Raw genomic sequence first — 19,731 nt, 5'->3', positions numbered from 1 at the left:
ACACGGAACCAGTCCTTTCGAGCGCGATCGGCGGGGCCGTCCCGCGGCCGCGGGGCCTCCCGGCCGGCGGGCGGGGAGGTCACCTGACCCCACCGACCTTCTCAGGACGCTCTCGCCGACCACTCGAACGGCCGGCGACGGCCCCGCCGACGCCCCCGGGGCCCTGAAACCGCGCGCTGGGAGGTCTGATTACCGCCAGCGCGGCGCTGAGGTATCGGTAAGGCTTGAGACCATGACTACGACGGACCTGGCGGGGGAGCGGGCTGGTGGATCGCGGACGGGCGGTCGCGGGAGGACGCCTGGGCGGTGATGGAGAGGTTCTACGCCGCCGAGGCCGCGTATGTGGCCGCGGGTGGGTTCGGCAAGGCCGGCTACGACGAGGTCGCCGCCTACCTGGGGTGAGAACTGAATACGTGAGAAAGGGGCCATTACCCGATCTTGAAAACATAAACGTGCTGCTCAGATGGCCTACGCGATCGAGGCTCGTTCGGCGTCGTGAGCCTTGAACGCGTTGTAGAGCGCGCGGCGGGAGACCGTCCGTTCCTCGCCGCTCGCGGTCTTATACGTCAGCCCTTTGGCGATGCCGGTGACGGACTCGCCATCGGCCCGGCGACCGAGCGCGACGCGCATCATGTCCTTGGAGATCACCGCCGGGCGGCCACCGTGCCGACCTTCGGCGGCGGCCAGGGTGAGCCCGTCGCGGGTCCGTTCGATCATCATCTCGCGTTCGATCTGGGCGAAACCGGCGAGCACGGCGAAGAAGATCTGTCCCATGCCGCGGGGGTCGTAGATGCCGGCGAGCGGCCCGGAGAGGATCTCCAGCTTGGCCCCGAGGTCTTGCAGGGACCAGGCGGTCTCCATAACCTCCCGCATGTCGCGGCCTATGCGGTCCAGCCTGCTCACCACCAGTGTGTCGCCGGGGCGCAGTCGAGAACGCACGTCCTCCCACTGTGGGCGGGGGCTGCCTGCCTTGCCGGACTTCTTCTCGGCGAAGACGTCGGCCGCGGCGACGCCGGCCTCGTTCAGCGCGGCTAGCTGGACCTCCAGGGTCTGGCCTCGGGTGGACACGCGGGCGTATCCGAAGCGGCCGTGGTCGATCGGGCGGGCGTCGGACTTCGCAGGGCGCCTCGTCAAAGCCCGAGTGTGCATCAAACCCGTGCATCAAACCCGTGCATCAAACCCGTGCATCAAATCAACGACGCGAGCACCTTTGATGCACGCGTTGATGCACAGCCGGGCTGGGTCGAATCGGGCGTCCGGTAGGGCCTGGCCGATCGTGCATCTAACGATCGTCAGATTCCATTGCGGGCCTCGAACACGGGAGCTCGCAGTGCGGAACGTCCGCGCAAGCGTCGTATTCGGATGGCCGTTCGATTCCTGCTCGGGCAGGATTCCTCCTGTGCAACATGCTCTCCTCGGGCTGGCCGAGAACACGGCGCTACCGCCCGAACTGATCGATCAGCTCATCGCGACTGCGGACGCGGACGTCGCCGAGGCCGTGGCCTGCCGGTCGGATCTCAGCCGCGTACAGGTAGCCGCGCTGTCACGCTTCGAGGGAGCCGCCATACGACTCGCCCACGAAGGGCGGCTCACGGCCGACGACGTCGATCCGGTAGCCCAGCCACGTGTCGCACTCGCCCTCCTCGAAGAACGTTCCGGCAGGCCGGAGTGGGCGAGACTTCTCGCTGCCGATCCTCTGGCGGAGACGCGGGAGAAGCTGGCGGCCTGCCCCGGCCTGCCACACGATGTGATGCAGATACTCGGCTCCGACCCCGATGTCCGGGTGGTCGTCGAGCTCGCGTTGTGGGCGCCCGCGGACATCGCTGGCGAGCTTGCGGCGCATTCGCATGCCGATGTTCGTCGTTCGGTGGCGGCCAACGAAGCGACGCCAGCAACTGTACTGGCGTCGTTGCTGACCGGTGACGGGCTGCCGTCGGCGCGGTCCTGCGTGCTCTGTGATCGAGAACCGGTCCCGTTCGTTCACGATCCGAGCTGCGAACGATCTGACTGCTCACTGCCGCCGGGCGCTTCCTGCGATGGCTCCCATGAGTCGGCTGCGCAGGAGATTCAGCAGATGGCGCTTCGGAACCCGGCTGCCCCGGTCGACGCCGTTGTGGGCTTCGTCAGCCATCCTTCGACTCTGATGCGCGTCGAGTTGGCGGCCCGCACCGATCTGCCCGCACAGGTGTACGCGCAGCTTGCCGAGGATCCCATCCCGTGGGTACGCGCAACGCTCGCGGACAACCCCTCGATCAGCGAGAACCTGATCCGCACCCTGGCCACCGATCGCGGCCACGACGTCCAGCGTCGACTTGCCCACAATCCCGGGCTGCCGCTCGACGTTCTGTCCGACGTCGCAGGCAACACCCGGATCGGCCCAGTACTCCTGCCGCGCATCGCATCTGCCTCTGGGGCCGAAGTCACGGCACTGGCCGCGTCAGCGATCCCGGCGGTACGCATGCTGCTCGCCCAGCGGCGCGACCTGTCACCCGAGATCCGTGACGCGCTCGCCGACGATCCCGATGCGAAGGTGGTCAAATCCGTCGCGCCGCACCCGGGCCTGTCCGAGGCGCAGCTCCGTGCGATGGTCACGCGCCACGGTGCGCTGGTGCTTGCGAAAGTGGCCGTCAACCCGGACGCCACGGCCCGGTTGCTGGAGGACCTTGCTCAACACCGGCCGCCGGTGCAGAAGGCGTTCCGCGAGATCGCTCGGCATCCCAGCGCCACGGCCGTGGCGCTGCTGGCCTGCCTCGACGATCGCCAGGCCAGGCCCTTGGCCGCCCGCCACCCCGCCTTGCCGCTCTCGGCGATCGTCGAACTACTCCACGACGAAGACTGGCAGGTAGTAGAGGACGCGGCCGCTAACCCGTCGTTGCCGCTCGCCGTGATGCGAGAGCTTATCCCCTGATCCAGATGGCCTGTGCGGGCGCGCGGCTCAGCTCACGCGGAACAGGACACGGGACTCCAGTTCAGTTCCCACCCCCCTGACCCCTATAAGAACAATTCGGCAACTCGCTCCCAGAGGTCGTGTTCTCCTGAAGTCCGACTCCCGCAGAGAGGTGACGATGAGCGACAGCTACATGATCGGACCCGGTGCTCACGAGCTCGCCGCGTTGAATGCTCTCGCCGATAGAAAGAACGAGGGCGCGCAGGTGCTGGCCATCCTCGCGCTGGCCTCGGCGGTCAATCGGCTGGCGAACGCGTAGGGGGCCATCGCGAACAACTGAGCCAGAGCCCCGCTGAATCTTTCGGCAACTGCGTCGACCGGCTCCGGCGGCTTGCTCCTGGTCCTCGTTGACGAGGCGCTTGATTCTTTCGACAACCGCCTGTCGAGGGCCTGGGCGTCGCGGGCCGGGACCGGCCGGAGAGCCGCAGCCCGGCCCGCGAACGCCAGCGGGCCGCCGTGGCGGGCCGCCTTGAAACCGTGGAGAAAGTCCTCATCCGCGGGGCTGTCCGGCAGCCTTCTAGGGTCTAGGGCCCAGCTCAGGCCACTGATGGGCCTTTAGGGCGCCCTCTCGGTCTAGCGGGCGATCGGCTCGTCAGTCTGCGGGGCGAGGGCGTCGCAGGCCTTGGCGTGTGCCTGGCGCATCCGGGGCTATGGCTTCCTCCAGGGCCCGGAGGGATCGGGAGGAGGACGCCTCGTAGGGTCGAGTTCAGGCAGGTGCAACGACCTCTGCCTCGCAGCCGAAGCACATCAGTGAGTACTCCACCACGTGACCCTGCTCGAACCGCTCACCCGAGTGGACGGTGTACTCGTCGCACTCAGGGCACGTCCAAGGGCCGCACTCGCCCTGCTTCGCCGAATGCATGATGTCATTCCACTCATCGTCACTCATCCCGGGATCTTACAGCTCTCCGGGGCGTCGGCTGAGGCTGAGACGCCGGTTCCGATGAGCGACGGCCTCGTGTACGTCGATCTGGCGGGCGGTCCCTGCGATGGCGGGACGCTTCCGGTGGAGCAGTCCGCGCTTGCCGAGGCGGGGCCGGGGTTCGGCTTCGTGCCAGAGGACGGCTCCTCCTGCCGCCCGTCTGATCCCCCCAACCTTCCACCCGGCCCGACCTCATCCCAGAGGACGGCGGCCGCGCTCGGATGTCGACCCGCGTGACCGTCATCCGGAGCTGGCGGCGTGGGTCGCCGAGGATCGCCGCGACGTCGAGCGCCTGGGCCAGGTCGTCGTCAGGTTCGTCCGCACCTGGCGGCGGACCGGTCTGCCGATCTCTGTCGCGATCTCGGCGGCCAACGTCCATGACAGTTTGGCGGTTGAGCCACTGGTGCGGGGCATCCCGCCGATCCGCTCCCGGCGCGGGCGGCGTCGCCGCCGACCGGCCAAGCTGCATGGTGACAAGGGATATGACTACCCGGGCGTTCGGCGTTTCCTGCGGCAGCGTGGCATCACCCCGCGCATCGCGCGGCGCGGCGTGGAGTCCAGCCAGCGCCTGGGCCGGCACCGGTGGGTGATCGAGCGCACGATCGCCTGGTTGAGTGGATGCCGTCGGCTGCATCGCCGCTACGAGCGCCGCGCCGATCACTTCGCGTCCTTCGTCGCTCTGACTGCCGCACTTATTTGCTGTCGCCGACTCGCCAAATGAGTCACGCTCTAACGGACCGACCAGTTCGATCACCACCATCTCCGCCTCCTCAGGCGCTCGTCACGCTGCCGTCCTCGCCGCCATGGTCGCTGTCGTCACGTACGGCTGTTCTGCTGGCTGGCGTGCGCGGCGAGGTCATCGGCCAGCCGCTGTACGAGGCGCTGCAAGAAGCGCTGCGCGAACCAGCGCGACCACCACGACGTGGTGTACTGACCCTGCCAATGGATGAGAGTCCCACCGTCGGTGGGCTTCAGTTCGACTCGGGCCCGGTAGTCACGGATGATCGGCAGGAACTCTGCCTCGTAGGCGAACAAGGCTGGCTCCTGCAGTTCCGTGATCTGCTCCCGGCTGACGTTCTTGCCCTTGCGGAATGCGCGAACCGCTCCCACCTGATCACGGCCGGCCGGATTGAGGTCTGCCGAGCGCTCTCGATCCAGGTCGCCTAGCGACGACCACCTAGGCCACGACTCGGCATCGACAAGTAGCGCCCAAATCGCTTCCCGGGGCGCTGCGGAGAAGGCAGAAACGGCGTAGTGAAGCATGATGTCCTCTTGTTCATCGCGTAGGTTGCGGGGATGTTCGCTTGATCGCGCACCGATGTCCGTGCTCGCAGTGAGCGTGAAGGATCGCCGCGCACCGGCGCGGTGCCCCTCGCGCGGCTGCCGACGTCACCGGGTCTCGGACAGGGGCAGGAAACGCCGGAAGGTCGGAAGAGCGACGGAGAGGACCGCGAAATGCATGAGGCCCAGGGTGATGCCACCGACCAAATCCAGGGACAGCGCGATCAGCACATCGGGGATTAGCGAGATGACCATGACCAGCGGCACCAGCCAGGACAGGACCCTGGCGGGGTCTTCGGCGAAGCGGCGCGCGACCGTCCAGCCCGCAGCACCCAGGATGACGCCGATCAGGGTCAACGAAAGGTAGGCAGGTGGGGTCAGACCTGGAACGACAGCAGCGTCTGCACCGAGAGCCTGCGCGGCGAGCGTGATCAGGGCGTTGAGGATGCCGGCGCCGCCGGTGGCGGTCAGCACGGCGAAGCCGAATCTGCGGGCGAGGGACTTGGTGATCATGAAGGTTCCTTCGGGTCAGCGGCAGACGGCCGCAACGGGTAGCGTTCCGATGGGCGATCGCAGGGGCCGCCGACGAGGGACGGCTGTTCCCCGATCAGGCAGCCTCGTCGACACCGGCCATGACGCCGATCCGGACTTCACGAGGTCGCTTGCCCGTGAAATGTCGGTGGCTCGCATAGATGCACCTCGAACTTGTCGAGGGTGACGTCAAGATCGCGTGCTGCGGCGATCTGGCGGCTGGCCGCACCCGTCCGCTTCTGGCCGCCGGATCGGCGAGCATGGAACGCAGCGCCGCGGCTAACGCTGGAATGTCGCCTGGCGGGACGAGCAGCCCGTTGTACCGTGGCGGACGAGGAGCGGGAGAGCTACTGCATCCGCAGCCACCACCGGACGGCCGGCAGACATGGCTTCCAGCGTCGCCAGGCTCTGCAGTTCGGCGATGCTCGGCATGCAGAACACCACGCAGCTGCGATAGGCCGAGATCAGCTCGTCTTCACCCACCAGGCCACGGAACCTCACTCGAACCGCCTGATCGCAGTGGGCGCTCATGGTTGTCTCCTCGGTGAAAGCGCAAAAGATCGGTGCGCGACGTACGCGCCCAGGACGGCGGTTCACGACGCGCTCCGCAACTCGACTCCTGCCCCGGCTGCCGCCAGTGGCCGTGTCGTCGGAACGCCGGTGAGTGCGGTCAGCCGCAACAGCAGAGCCGCCAGTGCGACGAGTGCCCCCCGCTCGGCCAGCCCCAGCCAGCCGGGCAGGCCCATGCCGACCAGGATGTGCGGCACGTGGGGAAGCAGGAACGTGGCCGAACCAATAGCGGCGGCGACCGTCGCGATGGTCAGATCCCACCGCCGCGCGCCGGCCGAACGGGCGGCGAGTGCGCCGGCGACCGGCAGCAGGATGAACACCAGAGCACCCGCCCAGCGATGTATCTGGCCCGAGAGATGAACCGGCTCGTCCGGCAAACTCGTGGGGAACACAGCGAGCATAGCCACGGCCGCGCACCACCCCAGAAGCACTCGACGAACCACCGCGGTCATGGTCGACGCTGCGGCAAGCCCGGCTATGACCAAGCCTGCAGCGGCAATCCCGATCAACGGTGCCCCCGCTGGAAGTGCGATGTAGTCGCTGATCGTCTGGGCGAAGAAATCCATTCTGCCCGCACCGATCAGCTCGAGGACGACGAACGTCGCGGCGGCGAGCGCGATCCCGAGCATGGCCAGGGTGCGCGGCGATACCGGGCGTGCGCCGCCGGTACTGGGTTGGTTCCCAGGTTCTGCGGCACGGGAACGCAAAGCGATCGACTGAGTGGTCATGTTGTCACCTCGTTGGTCTGTATGCGGACGTATGCCGATTCAGGTGCGCGCGACGGCGAACAAGCGGCGCGCCGGCGTTGAGCGGTAGTCAGTCGCCATCTGATGGCGCGACGGGGCAGCCGGCCGTCTCCGGGCTGGGCCGGCGGCACGACCAACAGCCGGTCTTCCAGCGGTACGCCCGAACACGACACGTCCACCGACTGGCTCCAGACGGTGATCGTCGCCAGCCGGACAACCGGCTGCTGATCGGACTTCTTCGCCGGCAAGGCGTCGTCGACGCCCACGGCCAGAACCGGCCCAGCCAGCACGCAGATGAAATGCGACTACTGCGATCAACGTGAGGATGCGGAACATCAGCCGTCGCCGTGGCTGCCTCTCCGGGACCGGCCTCCCGCAATGGATGTCGTCACCGAGCCGTGCCGGACACGACCGGAGCCGGACGTTCAGACGACTCGGCGACGAGCCGACGGTGAATGATCCTGCGGGCAACACCGAGGACGAACGCGCGCAACGCCGCTGCCGGCTTGCTCGAAGGAACGAACCTCTGCTGCTTGATCTTCGCGGTGCGCTGTTGCTCGGTGATGAACGGACGAAGCCCGGTCTCCCACGCGTTCAGAGCGTCGTCGAGATCGTCGGGGTGCTCCTGCATGGCCTTGCCGAGAGCAGCGCCGCCACACAGCGAGGCCGAAGCACCCATACCCGAGTAGGTGGTCAGGCACCACGCCGCATCACCGAGCAGGACCACCCAGCCCGAGCTCCACCGCGGCATCTTCACCTGGTGGACCGAGTCGAACAGGACGTCGGGCGCATCCGCCAGGGAGTCCAGGATGTGGCGCACCACCGGGTCGTCCATTCCCGAGTAGACCGACCGCAGCTGCTCGATCCGCGACCCGCTGAACTGCTTCTGGATGTCATCGGTCCGGTACGTCAGCAGCGTCGTGGGCGCGTGATCAGCGAACCCGAACACCCACGCCGCGCGCTTGGCGCGCGGGACGACGACGGTGTCGGTCGGAGCGAACGAGGGCACGTGCTCCTTGAGCTGGAAGGCACACACCATCGCGTTCCAATCCGTCATGTAATCCTCGTCCGGGCCGAACACCATCCGGCGCACGGTCGAGCGCAGCCCGTCCGCTCCGACCACAAGATCGAACGTCTCGCGGTACTGCGCGCCGGAACCGGCGTTTTCGAGCAGGACCTGCACTCCGTCGACGCCCTGGATGATCTCGATTGGGGTGGTGGCGAACCGCACCTCGACCGGGTCCTCAACACCGTCGTCGGTGATGCTCTGCCACAGCGCGGCCTCGATGTCGCCACGCAACACCGCCGCCGGACCAGGCTGGTCCAGGAACCCCAGTTCCGGCTTCGGGTTGCCACGACGATCCAGCGCCCAAGTGTTCCCGCCCTCCTTCCACGCCGGGTTGCGGGTGTGCAGGTGGTCGGCGATGCCCAGGTCGGCAGCGGCCTGCCGACCCTCCGGGAACAGGAAGATGAAGTAGCCCCCAGTTCGACGCTCGGCAGCCCGCTCGATGATCACGGGCGTCCATCCCGCTCGGCGCAGCCCGATGGCCGCGGACATGCCCGCGATTCCCAGACCGACGACCAACGCACGTTTCTGCATGATGTGTTCCCCTCTTCCTGATCCAGCTGGTTGTTCCGGTGACGGAGGCAACGCTCATAACGCCTGGCGGGCAGCCGCTCCGTCGCCTGCGGGAGCCGCATGGCCGCAATGACCGCTCGTGCACCCAGGGACCGCGGGCGCGACTCCTTAACTAAGTTCAGCTAGCTTGGAGCAAGCGTGCCTGAACTTTGTTAAGGTGTCAACCGTGGCAAAGGGCATAAACAAGGAACGGATCGTGGCGGCAGCGCTCGAGCTGCTCAACGAGAAGGGCATGGACGCACTCACCGTCCGTGCGCTCGCTGCAAGGCTCGACGTGCGAGCACCCGCGCTGTACTGGCACATCCGCAACAAACAGGAACTGCTCGACGAGATGAGCACGTTCGTTATGCGCCGCGTCACGGATGCGCTGTCGAAGATCCCGCCTGGCGCCGGCTGGCGTGCCAACCTCGCCGACTACGGCCGCATCCTGCGCATGGAATACCTGTGTCACCGGGACGGGGCCCGCATCTTCAGCGGCACGCGCTTGTCAGACCCGGACGTGGTGAAAGCAAAGGAAAGCTGGCTCGCGCGCTTCATAGCGGTCGGATTCACCCTTGCCGATGCCGACGATGCCATCGACGTGGTCACCGCGTTCGTCGTCGGGTTCGTCATCGAGGAACAGGAGCGGATGCAGTCGGACGAGACTGCCCCAGGTCGATACTCAGCCGCCGGACGCGATGCTTGGCTGGGCGAGGGGGCCGACCTGATCAAAGCCGTGGGTCGCCTGCCCGATGACCGCCACGCACGGTTCGGGCGGCACCTCGACATCATCCTCGATGGACTCGCAGCGCGGCTGCACCGCTGATCGCCATGACCTGACCTCGACGTAGGCGGCGGCGACGTCGTCGGGTGGGTCGGTATACAGCTTCAGATACCGGTCGTTGGCGTAGCCGAGGCGGCGATGATCCCTCGCAGGTGAAGAGGTACGTCGAACGGCCGAAGACGGCCTATGAGCACGCGTGGATGATCCGGGACGCCTACGGCTACCACGACTTCGACGACCGGGAGTCGCGGCTGTCTTTGGTGACTCTCAGTCGTAGAACAAGTACTTCAAGTGGTGTGGGCGGCTACTTGACGCACAGTATCTGGGGGTCCGTACGGCATGTTGGGCAGGTCAGGTGCGGCCGAGCGGCACTACCGGGCTGAACGAGCGGTGGCCGCCGATGAGTCGGTGTCGTGGGGCGGAGCCGACGCCAGGCAGCTCGCAACCTGAGCCCACCGGCGCAGCCTGACAGAATCGCGACCCATGATTGACGATTTCGCGAAAGACAACCTGCACGGGAGACTGCGGCGGGACCGCAAGGCGCTGCTCTGGAAACTCGACGGCTTGTCCGAATACGACGCCCGCCGACCTTTGACGGCGACCGGGACCAACCTCCTGGGCCTGGTCAAACACGTGGCCAGCATCGAGGCCAGGTACTTCGGCGAGGTCTTCGACCGCCCTTCCCCGGAACCGCTGCCCCGGTGGCAGGACTCCAACGGCAGCGATCTGTGGGCGACCGCGGACGAGACCCGCGATCAGATCATCGGGTTCTATCGGCGCACGTGGGAACACTCGGACGCGACGATCAACGAGCTTCCCCTCGACGCCCCCGGCCACGTGCCGTGGTGGCCGGAGTCAACACCGGCCTGGCACACGAACCTGTTCGCCATCATGGTCCATGTCCTCGGCGAGTCCACCCGGCATGCCGGGCACGCCGATATCCTGCGCGAGGGCCTCGACGGCCGGACCGGGTTGCGCGCCGAACACGAGCGGCAGATCGACGAGGAAGCCCGTGCAGCCTACTGCGCGAAGATCGAACTGGCCGCCAGGGCGGCCGCACCAATCAAGGCTTAAGAGGGACGGGTTCTGGCCAAGCGGTTTCTGACGTTCCTGCACGGCCGGGCGTGGACGCATGCCGGATGCCGGCGCGCGGGGGCTTCAGCCCGCCACCACGACCCTTCATCGGTGTGCGCTTCGATTCTGGTCGCGAGCGCCCGCCACCACGACCCTTTGACGGCTTTGCCGCGGTAGACGACGTCGTGACGGCGCACCGCCACCCACGCGGTGACAGTCTGCTCAACCTTGTCGCGCGGGCACCTCGTAGGCGCCCGCGCGAAGATGCGGCTCTCCCAGAGCCACCTGTCCCCGCCGGGATGGGCGGTCAGGCCGCCGTTGCCGGTCCCGGTGACGAGCTGGGACAGGTAGACGCCGTCCTTGCCGGCCGCTCGAGGATCGCCGGCTCGCCCACCAGGTGGTCGGGATGGAGGTTGAGCGTCACACGCAGGCCGGGATCGACCGGGTTGTGAGGTGGTTGAGGGCGTGCGCCTGCGCCGTACCCGACATGTCTGTCGTCATCATGACCCGTCGGACGCGTGCAGGACGAAAGCCAGCACATCGGCGAGCAGGGCATGTTCCTGGTCTCGGGTCGAGCCGGCGCCGTGCCCGCCGTGCTCCTCGACGCGCAGCAGTACCGGCCGGCCGGGGTCCGTGGCCGCCTGCAGGCGGGCGGCCAGCTTCGCCGGCTGCCACGGCGGCACCCGCGCGTCGCGCAGGCCGGTGGTCAGCAGCACCGCCGGGTACGGCACGCCGTCGTGAACCCGCAGGTAGGCGTCGATGATCAGCAGGTCGCGCAGGCCCTCCTCGGTGGTGACGCTGCCGAACTCCGGCACGTTGACCGGACCGCTCTCGGTGAACTCGGTCCGTGTGGCGTTGACCGTCGGCACGTGCATCACCATGGCCGCCCACAGCTCCGGCCGGCGCACCAGCGCGCCGCCGGTGGGGATGCCGCCGGCGCTGACGCCCTCGCCCGCCAGCCGCCCCGGCCGGGTGTAGCCCAGGGCGATGAGGTGCTCGGCGCAGTCGATGAAGTCCGTGATGGTGGCCTCCTTGCGCTCGCCGCGCCCGGCCTCGTGCCATTCGCGGCCATAGGCGCCGCCGCCGCGCAGGTGCGCCACCGCGTAGACGCCGCCGCGCTCGTACCAGGCGAGCATCTCGGGACGGAACCACGGCAGGTCGATGATCCCGTAGGAGCCTTCGCCGGTGAGCACGGCCGGGTTGTCGCCGTCCAGCTCCAGGTCCTTGTGGTGGATGACGGTGAGCGGGATCGGTGTTCCGTCCCGCGCGGGCACATGCAGGGTGCGGGCCTGCACGTCACCGAAGTCCACCGGTGAGCGGGGCGCCGGCCCGGTGTCCTGGAGGGACTGGCCGTCGTAGCGGTAGAGCCGCGGCGCGTCGGTCCAGCCGGCCACCAGCAGCAGGGCCTCGGGCCGCTCGGGGTGGGTGGTCCACTCCAGGATCGCGCCGTCCACCGGCAGCGGGAGGTCGGCGGGCTCGCCGCCGGACAGGAGCACGTGCCGTACCCGGCTGACGCCACCGTCGAGATCGCGCACCAGCAGCCGATCACCGACGACCCGCACCGTCTCCACCGCCCGCTCACCCGCGGGCACGACCACCCGGGCGCGCGACAGATCCGGTACGGCGAGCGGAACGGCCAGCACGCGGGAGCGGGGCGCGTCCCGATGGGAGACCAGGTAGAGGGTGTCGTGGCTGGTGGCGAAGGCGGTCACGCCGTCCGCCACGCCCGCGACCAGCCGCCACGGGCAGGCGGCCGGATCGGCCAGCCCGGCGCGCGGCGCCACGTACAGCGAGCAGTCGCTCAACCGGTCCCCCATGACGAGGACCGGGCGCCGGTGGCCCGGCGCCGCGGGGAGCGGCGGACGCCCCACTTTGCGGCTCGGCGCACGGACGCGAGCGGAGGACCCTGAGGTTCCGGCCCGTCACGGACGGGGCGCCCGGCGCTCCCGCCGCTCTTCGAGCTCTTCGGCGCTCACCGGGATGAGCATCGGCTGCCCGGCCACACCGAACATCGTGATGACGAACACGGTTTCGGCGTCCGGCAAATTGTTGCCGTCCTGGTAGTGGATGACGTCGCCGCCCGGCTCCCAGAACGTCTCTCCGGCCCTGACGACCCGCTGCGGTTCGCCTTCCAGCTCGAAGATCATCTCACCTCTGATCACGTACCCGAACGCGGGACCGGTGTGGCGGTGCGGCGGCGAGCCCTCGCTGCCCGGCGGCACGGTGACCAGGATCGTCATCGCCTCGGCGTTGTCGGGCACCGGCGGCGCCGGCACCGACGAGATGAGTTCCACCTTCGGCGGTGGCGTGGTCGCGTTGGGGTTGTCGAGGTGGTGCGAATGTTCGATGCTCATGGGTTCCTTCATCCTCTGCGGTCGTTTTCCGTTGTGACGAGGTCGTCGTGCCCGCGGGCGGACCGCGTGTCCTCCATGCCGGCGCAGAGGTCGGGCGGCATCGCGCACGCGGGGTGCGCTCTACTTCAGCCAGTCGGTGTAGTGGGTGGGGGCGATGCGGGCGCCGTTCCCGGCGGTGAGGACGTCGCCGTGGACGGCGGCGAACATGCCGGCGGTGTCGTCGGTGGTCACCGAGCGCTTGTCGCCCTTGGCGGCGAGGGTGATCCGGCCCAGTTCGTCCAGTGGGTAGGTGTCCGGCCCGGCCAGGTCGAGGGTGCCGCCCAGGGGTGATCCGGCCGCGACGTCGGCGACGGTGGCCGCGACGTCCGCCGCGGCGACCGGCTGGAGGGGAGTGCGAGGCAGCCGGACGGTGTCGTCGTCGGCGGTCCAGGACAGGACGTCGGCGACGAACTCCATGAACTGGGTGGCGCGGACGATGGAGTAGGGGATGGGGCCGGCCTTGAGGATGTCTTCCTGGAGGGTCTTGGCGCGGTAGTAGTCGAGCTCGGGCACCTGGTCGGCGCCGACGATGGACAGGATGACGAAGTGCCCGGCGCCTGACCGCCGGGCCGCGGCCAGAAGGTTGTCCATCGAGGTCCGGAAGAAGGCGGGGGAGGCGTCGTCGAAGGTGGGGGAGTTGGTCAGGTTGACGACCACGTCGGCGCCGGCCAGCGCCGCGTCCACGCCCTGACCGGTGAGCACGTCGACCCCGGTGGACAGCGAATGCGGCACCGCTTCGTGTCCGGCCGCGTTCAGGTTCCGTACGACCTGCGAGCCGATCAGCCCGGTTCCGCCGATGACTGCGAACTTCATGGCATGTCCAGCCTTCCATGGCCCCGGCGCGCCGGCCGGCACATGACTGGGTGTGGGCAAGACTCAGGCCCGTCCGCCCCCGGTCCGCCACGTCGCCCCGGCCTCCCGCCGGGTACCTACCCCTCGCCGCCGGGGAGCGGCGCCAAGGCGCCCGCAAGAGGTTCCAAAATCTCTGCGACCGGCTCGACGCCCCGCCTCGGCAGCAGCGGAACAGCCGTTGGCGGCGAGAAAGATCTTGCTTCTCGTGGTGGCGATGAGCCGGTCGGATGCGAAAGGACCAGGCGGCTGCGGGCAAGCGGTCACGACGACCTCACCGACCTCACCGACCTCACCGACGTCGCCGCCGGTACGGCGAGCGGCCTGAGGATCGCACGCCGTCGTTCGCCGCCTGCGTCCGGCCGCAGACGACGACCGACTACGTCAGCAAGTCGGCCGGGACCGGGACCGAGCGGCCTCCGGCCTCCTGAGGTTCCCGGCCCAGCCGTCTGACCGGCTTGATCAACAGCAGCGCCGCCACCACGCCGACCGTCACCAGGGCCGACCCCAGCATGAAGGCGCGCGGTTCGACCAGCACGGTGACCGGTCCGGCCAGCGCCTGCCCGACTGCCATGCCCGCGACCGACCCGGCCACCTGGTAGGCGTTGACCCGGTTCACCACGTCCGGCGCGACCTGCGTCTGCACGCTGGTCGACCACATCACCGACCAGAACGCCAACGCGCACCCCCCGAGCAGGTGCCCGGCCATCAGCAGCGGCAGCGGCAGCCCGAGCGCTACCGTCAGCGGCACCGCCACGTACCCGCTCAGCGCCACCGCCCCGGCTGCCAGCGGCCTGCGCGGCCTGAGCCTGATCGCCACCAGTCCGCCCAGCACAGTGCCGAGGCCGAGCGCCGCCATCACCCAGCCGTAGTCGGCCCCGATGACCTGCGACGACAGCGGCACGTACGGCCCGACCACCAGAACGCCCCAGAACACCCAGACCAGGATGACCGACCACATCCAGCTCCTGGCCTTGAACTCCTCCCACCCCCTGCGCAGGTCGCTCAGCACGTTGGAGGGCTCCGGCCTGGGGACGGTGACCCGGACCAGCAGCAGGCACACCCCGCTGACCAGGAACGTCGCGGCGTCCACCGTGTAGACGAAGACCGGCCCGGCGACGATGATGAGGACTCCGGCCAGTGCGGGACCCGCCAGATGGGTGACGGCCTCGGCGATCTTCAGCGTCGCGTTGGCCCGCTGCCGATCTTCGGCGATCAGGGAGACCATGCCGTTGACGCCCGGTTCGAACATCCCGGCGCCCACGCCCGACAAGAACGCCATCACCAGCAACAGGGCGTACGGCGGAGCGCCGTCCAGGAAGGCGACGGCCACGACCCCCTGGGTGACGACCCTAACCACGTCCGCGCCGATCATCAGGCGCCGGGCGCCGATCCGGTCGGCGACGACCCCGCCGAACAACATGACCAGCACGGCCGACGCGGTCCAGAGCGCGAGCACGTAGCCGACGCCCGCGATCCCGTAAACTTTCCCGATCGCCAGCGCCGAGGCGACGGGCATCATCGCGTCACCGAGCAGCGAGATCGTGCGGGCCCCGAAGTAAAGGGTGAAGTTCCTCGTCCACATGAGCCCCAATTCTGGATTTTTCCAGATCAGAGCACCGGTGTCCCAAATGACATCATTAGGTACATTTGCGCCATGCCCCTGGACTGCCTGGAAACGCCCCCGACGCCCCCCGGCCCTCATCGCGTGGTCGCCTTGGTCGCCCCGAACCAGGAGGTCTACCCGGTCACCTCCGCCTCGGCCGTCTTCGGCTACCACGGCCCCGACATCCCCCAGCACTACAGCTTCAGCCTGTGCGCCGAACACCCCGGCTCCCTCCCCACCACCCTCGGCGTCCCCATCCAGGTGGACAGCGGTCTCGAAGCCCTCGACGACGCCCACACCGTGGTCATCGCGGGCTGGACCCTGACCCCCTCGCCCGCCGTACTCCACGCGGTGTCCCGAGCCCATGCCCGAGGCGCCCGCATCGTCGCCGTCTGTGCCGGAATCTTCATCCCCGCCGCCCTGGGCCTCCTGGACGGCCGCCGCGCCTCCGTCCACTGGGAACTCTCCGGCGAACTCGCCGCCCGCCACCCCCGCGTCATCCTCGACGACACCGTCATTTACGTCGATCACGGCGACGTCGCCACCGCCGGAGCCTCGGCCGCCACCCTCGACCTCTGCCTTCACCAGGTCCTCCAGGAGTACGGCGCGGCCCACGCCATGCGCATCGGCCGCCAGCTCGCCGCCGGTCCGCACCGCGAGGGCTGCCAGCGCCAGTACCCTTCCCTCCCCACCACCGGCCCCATGCCGGACTCCCTGGCCCCCCTGCTCGGATGGCTCCTCTCGCGCCTGCCCGACCAGATCACCGTCGAGGACATGGCCGCCTACTCGGGTGTCTCCCCCCGCACCCTCACCCGCCAGTTCGCCGACCAGCTCGGTGTCCCGCCCGCCCGCTGGCTGCTGGAACGCCGCCTGGCCGCCACCCGCGCCCTGCTGGAGGAGACCGACCTGCCCGTCGAGACCATCGCCACCCGCGTCGGCCTCTCCTCGGCGGTCAACCTCCGCCGCCGCTTCCACACCGCCCTGCGCACCACCCCGGCCGCCTACCGCCGCTCCTTCCGCTGAAGTTCCCGGCCGGTTCCGCCGCGATCACGACCAATGGGCGGGGCTCTCATGACGTCACGCCCGTCTCATCTGACGTGCCGGGCACCGAACTCGCTGGACAGAGTGGACAGGAGAGTGGACGGAGAGGACCTGGCGAACTCCCGGCGGGCCCCGCTTGACCTTGACACGGTGACAAGGTCTTCACTGTGGCCAAGGAGGTGGTCCCGAATGACCATGCCGAAACAGGACACGGATACGATTCGAGCTCTCCAGGGGCTGGAGGACAGCCGCTCGTCAGTGCGGCTGCGGGCGGCGCTGGCGGTCGGCACGACCCCTGACCCGCGGTTCATCGACAAGCTCATCGAACGATGCGCGATCGAACCCGAATTCTACGTGCGCGACATGCTCACGTGGGCACTCGCCCGCCACTCGGCATCAACGACGGTCCCGAAGCTTCTCGACGAAGTCCGCTCGGAGCGTGCGCAGGCACGGAGCCAGGCGTTGCACACGCTGTCCAAGATCGGGGATCGGCGGGCGTGGCCGGCGATCACACGGGCGCTTCTGTCCGACGCCGACGATGAGGTGGCGCGGAGCGCTTGGCGGGCAGCGGTCGTGCTCGTGCCCGAAGGGGAGGAGCACGAGTTGGCCGCAGTGTTGTCGACACAGCTCGGGCGCGGCGAACGTGAGATGCAGCTGAGCCTCAGCCGGGCGCTGATCGCGCTCGGTGAGGTGATTCTGCCACCTCTGCGCGCTGCGATGATGGATCTCGACCCTCGCGTGCGCGCGCACGCGGTCGCCACGGAACGGCTGTTGCGCGACCCGGATGCCGGATTCGGGTTCGCGATCGAGGAGGCGAAGCGCGTCGTGGCCCTCGGCGGGGCCGGCCAGGAGGAGTGACAGGCGGTGTTGATCGGTGATGTGGCACGACGGTCGGGGGTCAGCGCCCGCATGCTCAGGCATTACGACTCGCTCGGCCTGGTGCGGCCGACGGGCCGTAGCGACGCCGGCTATCGGGAGTACTCCGGCGAGGACATCCGGCGGATCTTCCATATCGAGAGCCTGCGGTCATTGGGGCTGTCGCTGCGTGAAGTCGGGCGCGCGCTCGATGATCCCGGCTTCGCGCCCTCACAGCTCGTCGGCGACCTCATCCGCCAGACGCGAGAACGCATCGCAGGGGAGACGGAGCTGCTCACGCGACTCCGTCGGATCGGCGCCGCCGAACCCGCCGGCTGGGAGGACGTCCTCCAGGTCGTCGCGCTCCTCCAGGCGTTGGGGTCGAAGAGCGCGGGGAAGCGCCAGCGCGCGGCCCTGTCCGCGGTCGACGAGGTTCCGGTTCCGGTGGAAGCACTGGTCGAGGCAGTGCTGAGCGAGACGGACCCGAACGTCGCCGGAGCCCTCCGATGGGCTCTGGCGCGTTCGGGCGATGGCGGATCGGCGCTGCTGGCGGAGGGCCTCGGCTCACCGGTGGCCGAGGTGCGGAAACGTGCCGTCCAGTCCATCGCCGAGATTCCCGGCGGGGAGGCGACCGCGCTGCTGCGGGACGCCCTCGCCAACCCCGACCTCGTGGTCCGCAGGTATGCGGCCCTGGCGCTCGGGGCACGTGGAGCAGCCGACGCGGTCCCGACGCTCATCGACATGGTCGTCGAGGGGACGAATGACGTCGATGCGGCCGATGCGCTGAGCGCGCTGGCGAGTCGTCCCGCGTCGGCCGATCGGATCGCCGCCGGGCTCGTCGATCGCCTCGCCCACGGCACCGTTGAATCGTCCGCACGTCGACGGCTGACGCAGGCGCTCGCGGATATCCCGGGAAGCACAGCGTCACATGCCCTGGCGGATCTGTCACATGACGAAGACCGTGCCGTTGCGCTTACCGCGGCATACATCCTCGGAATACGCGACGCGCGATGACGGATCCTTCCTGGGGCGCTGTCACCGCCGGCCGCCGGATGGGTGTTCAGGGAGAACGGGAACGACGGCCGCTCCGCTCTATCGGCCGTCCGGAACCTGGCGGGGGAAGGCGTTGCCGGCCATCGAGGCGTCGGGCGGGGCCTGCTGGACGGGATGGCGAACGTAGTGGATCGCCTCCACCTGCTCGATGGTTGCCAGCCCTTCGGTCATGAGCTCGTCCAGCTGGGGGAGGAAGGCGCGGATCCGCTCTTCGGAGTCGATGATGGTGATTGTGACCGGCAGTTCGTCCGACAGCGACAGGATACGGGCGGTGTGGATGCGGCAGGAGGCGCCGTATCCCTCGATGCCGCGCATCACGCTGGCGCCGGCCAGGCCGCTGCCGTGCGCGCGGTGCACGATCTCGTAGTACAGGGGCTTGTGGTGCCAGATGTCGTTCTCGCACACCAGGATCGTCAACCGTAGTGCCGGGCCGTGGAGTCTCATGGCCGCCTCCTACCAGCTACCTAGACGGAGCACCACTGGTAGGGACCGTTGACGAAGATGCGCCTTCGTGGTTGTCCCCGCTCGCAGGCGGAGGTGGCGGGCCCCACCGCCACAACCCGAAAAGCAGGTTTCACCTGCGATTATATCGCGGGCGAGCCGGGTGGGCGCGGCCCAGAAGGAGGCAATCTTCGCGGCGGGACGGCCGCCATGACGGGGGCGGCGACGGGCGCGGTGGCCGCGCGGGCCGGTCCGCGTCCTGGCCGGCGGGGTAACCCTCTTCGCCGTTATTAATCTACATTGTAAAGGCGCCCGGCCGGCCTCAAGATCATTTACAGCAGACTAAAGACTCTGTCACCCACAAGAAGAGCGTGAGGATCACGCTCTGTGATCCTCGGGCCGTACGGCGGTCGGGATGCCCTGTGGAGGCGGCGTTGCCGTTGCCTCAGGAGGCGGCCGGGATGCGGGGGCGCAGGGCGCCGGCCGAGGCTGCCATGAAGGCGGCGAGGAGAGCGGGGATGGCCAGGGCGCCGGGCAGGCCGATGATCTCGGCGGCGCCGCCGATGATGGCGGGCCCGGCGACGAGCCCGGCGTAGCCGACGGTGGCGACCTGGGCGATGGCCTGTCCCGCGCGGGCGGGGTCGTGGTTTCCGGCGGCGGAGAAGACCTGGGGGACGATGGTGGCCAGGCCCAGGCCGAACAGGGCGAAGCCGGCGATGGCGATGGGGACCCGGCCGATGAGCAGTGCGGTGGACAGGCCCAGGGCGGCGAGGAGTCCGGAGTAGCGGACCAGGCGGACGGGGCCGAGGCGCTGGGCGAGGTGGTCTCCGGCGAAGCGGCCGGCGGTCATGGCGGTGGAGAAGACGGCGAAGCCGAGGGCGGCGACGCTCTGGGGGGCGCCCAGGTCTTCGAAGAGGTAGACAGCGGTCCAGTCGACGGCGGCGCCTTCGCCGACGAGGCCGGCGAAGGCGACGACGCCCATGAGGACGATCCAGCTGGACCAGCGGGTCCGGGTGGGGG

23 protein-coding genes and 1 pseudogene are annotated in these 19,731 nt (G+C 69.0%); 10 read left to right on the top strand and 14 right to left on the bottom strand.

The features are described 5' to 3' along the window. Window positions 1-468: 468 nt before the first annotated feature. Window positions 469-1,134, bottom strand: a complete 666-nt coding sequence (locus tag CA984_RS30205; RefSeq protein WP_165781469.1) for a recombinase family protein — start codon at window positions 1,132-1,134, stop codon at window positions 469-471. Between the two features lie 167 nt (window positions 1,135-1,301). Here CA984_RS30205 and CA984_RS49385 point away from each other — a divergent pair, with 167 nt between their 5' ends. From CA984_RS49385 to CA984_RS46520, 3 genes are all read left to right on the top strand, one after another. Beyond that, window positions 1,302-1,454, top strand: a complete 153-nt coding sequence (locus CA984_RS49385) for a DUF1190 domain-containing protein (protein WP_423229340.1) — start codon at window positions 1,302-1,304, stop codon at window positions 1,452-1,454. Beyond that, window positions 1,400-2,908: a hypothetical protein gene (locus CA984_RS30200; protein ID WP_086576901.1), complete on the top strand. Its 1,509-nt coding sequence runs from the start codon at window positions 1,400-1,402 to the stop codon at window positions 2,906-2,908. The genes CA984_RS49385 and CA984_RS30200 overlap by 55 nt, the downstream gene beginning before the upstream one ends. Window positions 2,909-3,065: 157 nt before the next feature. After that, window positions 3,066-3,206 carry a hypothetical protein gene (locus tag CA984_RS46520; protein ID WP_165781468.1) on the top strand — a complete coding sequence of 47 codons (141 nt, stop codon included), beginning with the start codon at window positions 3,066-3,068 and terminating at the stop codon, window positions 3,204-3,206. 447 nt (window positions 3,207-3,653) lie between these two features. Here the strand turns inward: CA984_RS46520 and CA984_RS30195 are convergent, their stop codons facing one another. Beyond that, window positions 3,654-3,836: a hypothetical protein gene (locus CA984_RS30195; protein WP_086576900.1), complete on the bottom strand. Its 183-nt coding sequence runs from the start codon at window positions 3,834-3,836 to the stop codon at window positions 3,654-3,656. Window positions 3,837-4,203: 367 nt separating this feature from the next. Here CA984_RS30195 and CA984_RS30190 point away from each other — a divergent pair. Next, window positions 4,204-4,590: pseudogene (locus tag CA984_RS30190) on the top strand (IS5 family transposase); the annotation flags it as partial. Between the two features lie 95 nt (window positions 4,591-4,685). Here CA984_RS30190 and CA984_RS30185 read toward each other — a convergent pair. The 6 genes from CA984_RS30185 to CA984_RS30165 all read right to left on the bottom strand — a co-directional run bounded on the left by CA984_RS30185 (window position 4,686) and on the right by CA984_RS30165 (window position 8,597). Then, complete coding sequence (locus tag CA984_RS30185; protein ID WP_086576899.1) at window positions 4,686-5,132, bottom strand: SRPBCC family protein; 447 nt, start codon at window positions 5,130-5,132, stop codon at window positions 4,686-4,688. Between the two features lie 126 nt (window positions 5,133-5,258). Continuing rightward, entirely contained in the window at window positions 5,259-5,663 is a 405-nt protein-coding gene (locus CA984_RS30180; RefSeq protein ID WP_086576898.1) for a DUF6069 family protein, read from the bottom strand. Window positions 5,664-5,960: 297 nt separating this feature from the next. Next, a complete protein-coding gene (locus CA984_RS48275; RefSeq protein ID WP_242676256.1) occupies window positions 5,961-6,212 on the bottom strand; it encodes a glycosyltransferase in 252 nt (83 codons plus the stop codon). A gap of 62 nt (window positions 6,213-6,274) precedes the next feature. Further along, window positions 6,275-6,979, bottom strand: coding sequence for a DUF998 domain-containing protein (locus CA984_RS30170; protein ID WP_086576897.1), 705 nt, complete (start codon window positions 6,977-6,979; stop codon window positions 6,275-6,277). Further along, window positions 6,976-7,263 carry a hypothetical protein gene (locus CA984_RS45615; protein WP_133061818.1) on the bottom strand — a complete coding sequence of 96 codons (288 nt, stop codon included), beginning with the start codon at window positions 7,261-7,263 and terminating at the stop codon, window positions 6,976-6,978. Before CA984_RS45615 ends, CA984_RS30170 begins: the two co-directional genes overlap by 4 nt. Before the next feature lie 122 nt (window positions 7,264-7,385). Continuing rightward, window positions 7,386-8,597 carry an FAD-dependent monooxygenase gene (locus CA984_RS30165; RefSeq protein WP_086576896.1) on the bottom strand — a complete coding sequence of 404 codons (1,212 nt, stop codon included), beginning with the start codon at window positions 8,595-8,597 and terminating at the stop codon, window positions 7,386-7,388. 205 nt (window positions 8,598-8,802) lie between these two features. On the opposite strand from CA984_RS30165, the gene CA984_RS30160 reads away from it, so the two are divergent. From CA984_RS30160 to CA984_RS30150, 3 genes are all read left to right on the top strand, one after another. After that, window positions 8,803-9,441 (top strand): TetR/AcrR family transcriptional regulator C-terminal domain-containing protein, encoded by a 639-nt coding sequence (locus CA984_RS30160; protein ID WP_086576895.1) that lies wholly within the window; start codon window positions 8,803-8,805, stop codon window positions 9,439-9,441. A 44-nt stretch (window positions 9,442-9,485) separates the two neighbouring features. Continuing rightward, window positions 9,486-9,782, top strand: a complete 297-nt coding sequence (locus tag CA984_RS49380; protein WP_086576894.1) for a DUF4158 domain-containing protein — start codon at window positions 9,486-9,488, stop codon at window positions 9,780-9,782. A gap of 100 nt (window positions 9,783-9,882) precedes the next feature. Further along, window positions 9,883-10,473, top strand: a complete 591-nt coding sequence (locus tag CA984_RS30150) for a DinB family protein (RefSeq protein ID WP_086576893.1) — start codon at window positions 9,883-9,885, stop codon at window positions 10,471-10,473. A gap of 500 nt (window positions 10,474-10,973) precedes the next feature. Here the strand turns inward: CA984_RS30150 and CA984_RS30140 are convergent, their stop codons facing one another. The 4 genes from CA984_RS30140 to CA984_RS30125 all read right to left on the bottom strand — a co-directional run bounded on the left by CA984_RS30140 (window position 10,974) and on the right by CA984_RS30125 (window position 15,300). Continuing rightward, the gene (locus tag CA984_RS30140; RefSeq protein ID WP_133061817.1) at window positions 10,974-12,290 is read right to left on the bottom strand and encodes a prolyl oligopeptidase family serine peptidase; all 1,317 of its coding nucleotides are present in this window, start codon (window positions 12,288-12,290) and stop codon (window positions 10,974-10,976) included. 105 nt (window positions 12,291-12,395) lie between these two features. Beyond that, entirely contained in the window at window positions 12,396-12,827 is a 432-nt protein-coding gene (locus CA984_RS30135; RefSeq protein WP_207621105.1) for a cupin domain-containing protein, read from the bottom strand. A gap of 120 nt (window positions 12,828-12,947) precedes the next feature. Next, entirely contained in the window at window positions 12,948-13,679 is a 732-nt protein-coding gene (locus tag CA984_RS30130; protein WP_086576890.1) for an SDR family oxidoreductase, read from the bottom strand. A 415-nt stretch (window positions 13,680-14,094) separates the two neighbouring features. Further along, on the bottom strand, window positions 14,095-15,300 hold the full coding sequence (locus CA984_RS30125) for an MFS transporter (protein WP_086576889.1): 1,206 nt from the start codon (window positions 15,298-15,300) through the stop codon (window positions 14,095-14,097). 72 nt (window positions 15,301-15,372) lie between these two features. Between CA984_RS30125 and CA984_RS30120 the strand changes: the two genes are divergently transcribed. From CA984_RS30120 to CA984_RS30110, 3 genes are all read left to right on the top strand, one after another. Further along, on the top strand, window positions 15,373-16,344 hold the full coding sequence (locus tag CA984_RS30120) for a GlxA family transcriptional regulator (RefSeq protein WP_086576888.1): 972 nt from the start codon (window positions 15,373-15,375) through the stop codon (window positions 16,342-16,344). 207 nt (window positions 16,345-16,551) lie between these two features. Further along, entirely contained in the window at window positions 16,552-17,220 is a 669-nt protein-coding gene (locus CA984_RS30115) for a HEAT repeat domain-containing protein (protein WP_086576887.1), read from the top strand. A 6-nt stretch (window positions 17,221-17,226) separates the two neighbouring features. Beyond that, entirely contained in the window at window positions 17,227-18,231 is a 1,005-nt protein-coding gene (locus CA984_RS30110) for a HEAT repeat domain-containing protein (RefSeq protein ID WP_086576886.1), read from the top strand. Between the two features lie 78 nt (window positions 18,232-18,309). Here CA984_RS30110 and CA984_RS30105 read toward each other — a convergent pair whose 3' ends face one another. Both CA984_RS30105 and CA984_RS30100 read right to left on the bottom strand, forming a co-directional pair. Beyond that, on the bottom strand, window positions 18,310-18,714 hold the full coding sequence (locus CA984_RS30105) for a DUF190 domain-containing protein (RefSeq protein WP_086576885.1): 405 nt from the start codon (window positions 18,712-18,714) through the stop codon (window positions 18,310-18,312). A 442-nt stretch (window positions 18,715-19,156) separates the two neighbouring features. Beyond that, window positions 19,157-19,731: MFS transporter (locus CA984_RS30100; protein WP_133061816.1), on the bottom strand; the 575-nt coding region annotated here is incomplete at its 5' end.

This window comes from Streptosporangium minutum (genome assembly GCF_002149035.1).
GTDB classification, from domain to species: domain Bacteria; phylum Actinomycetota; class Actinomycetes; order Streptosporangiales; family Streptosporangiaceae; genus Streptosporangium; species Streptosporangium minutum.
This window is presented reverse-complemented; position numbering and strand designations above follow the sequence as displayed.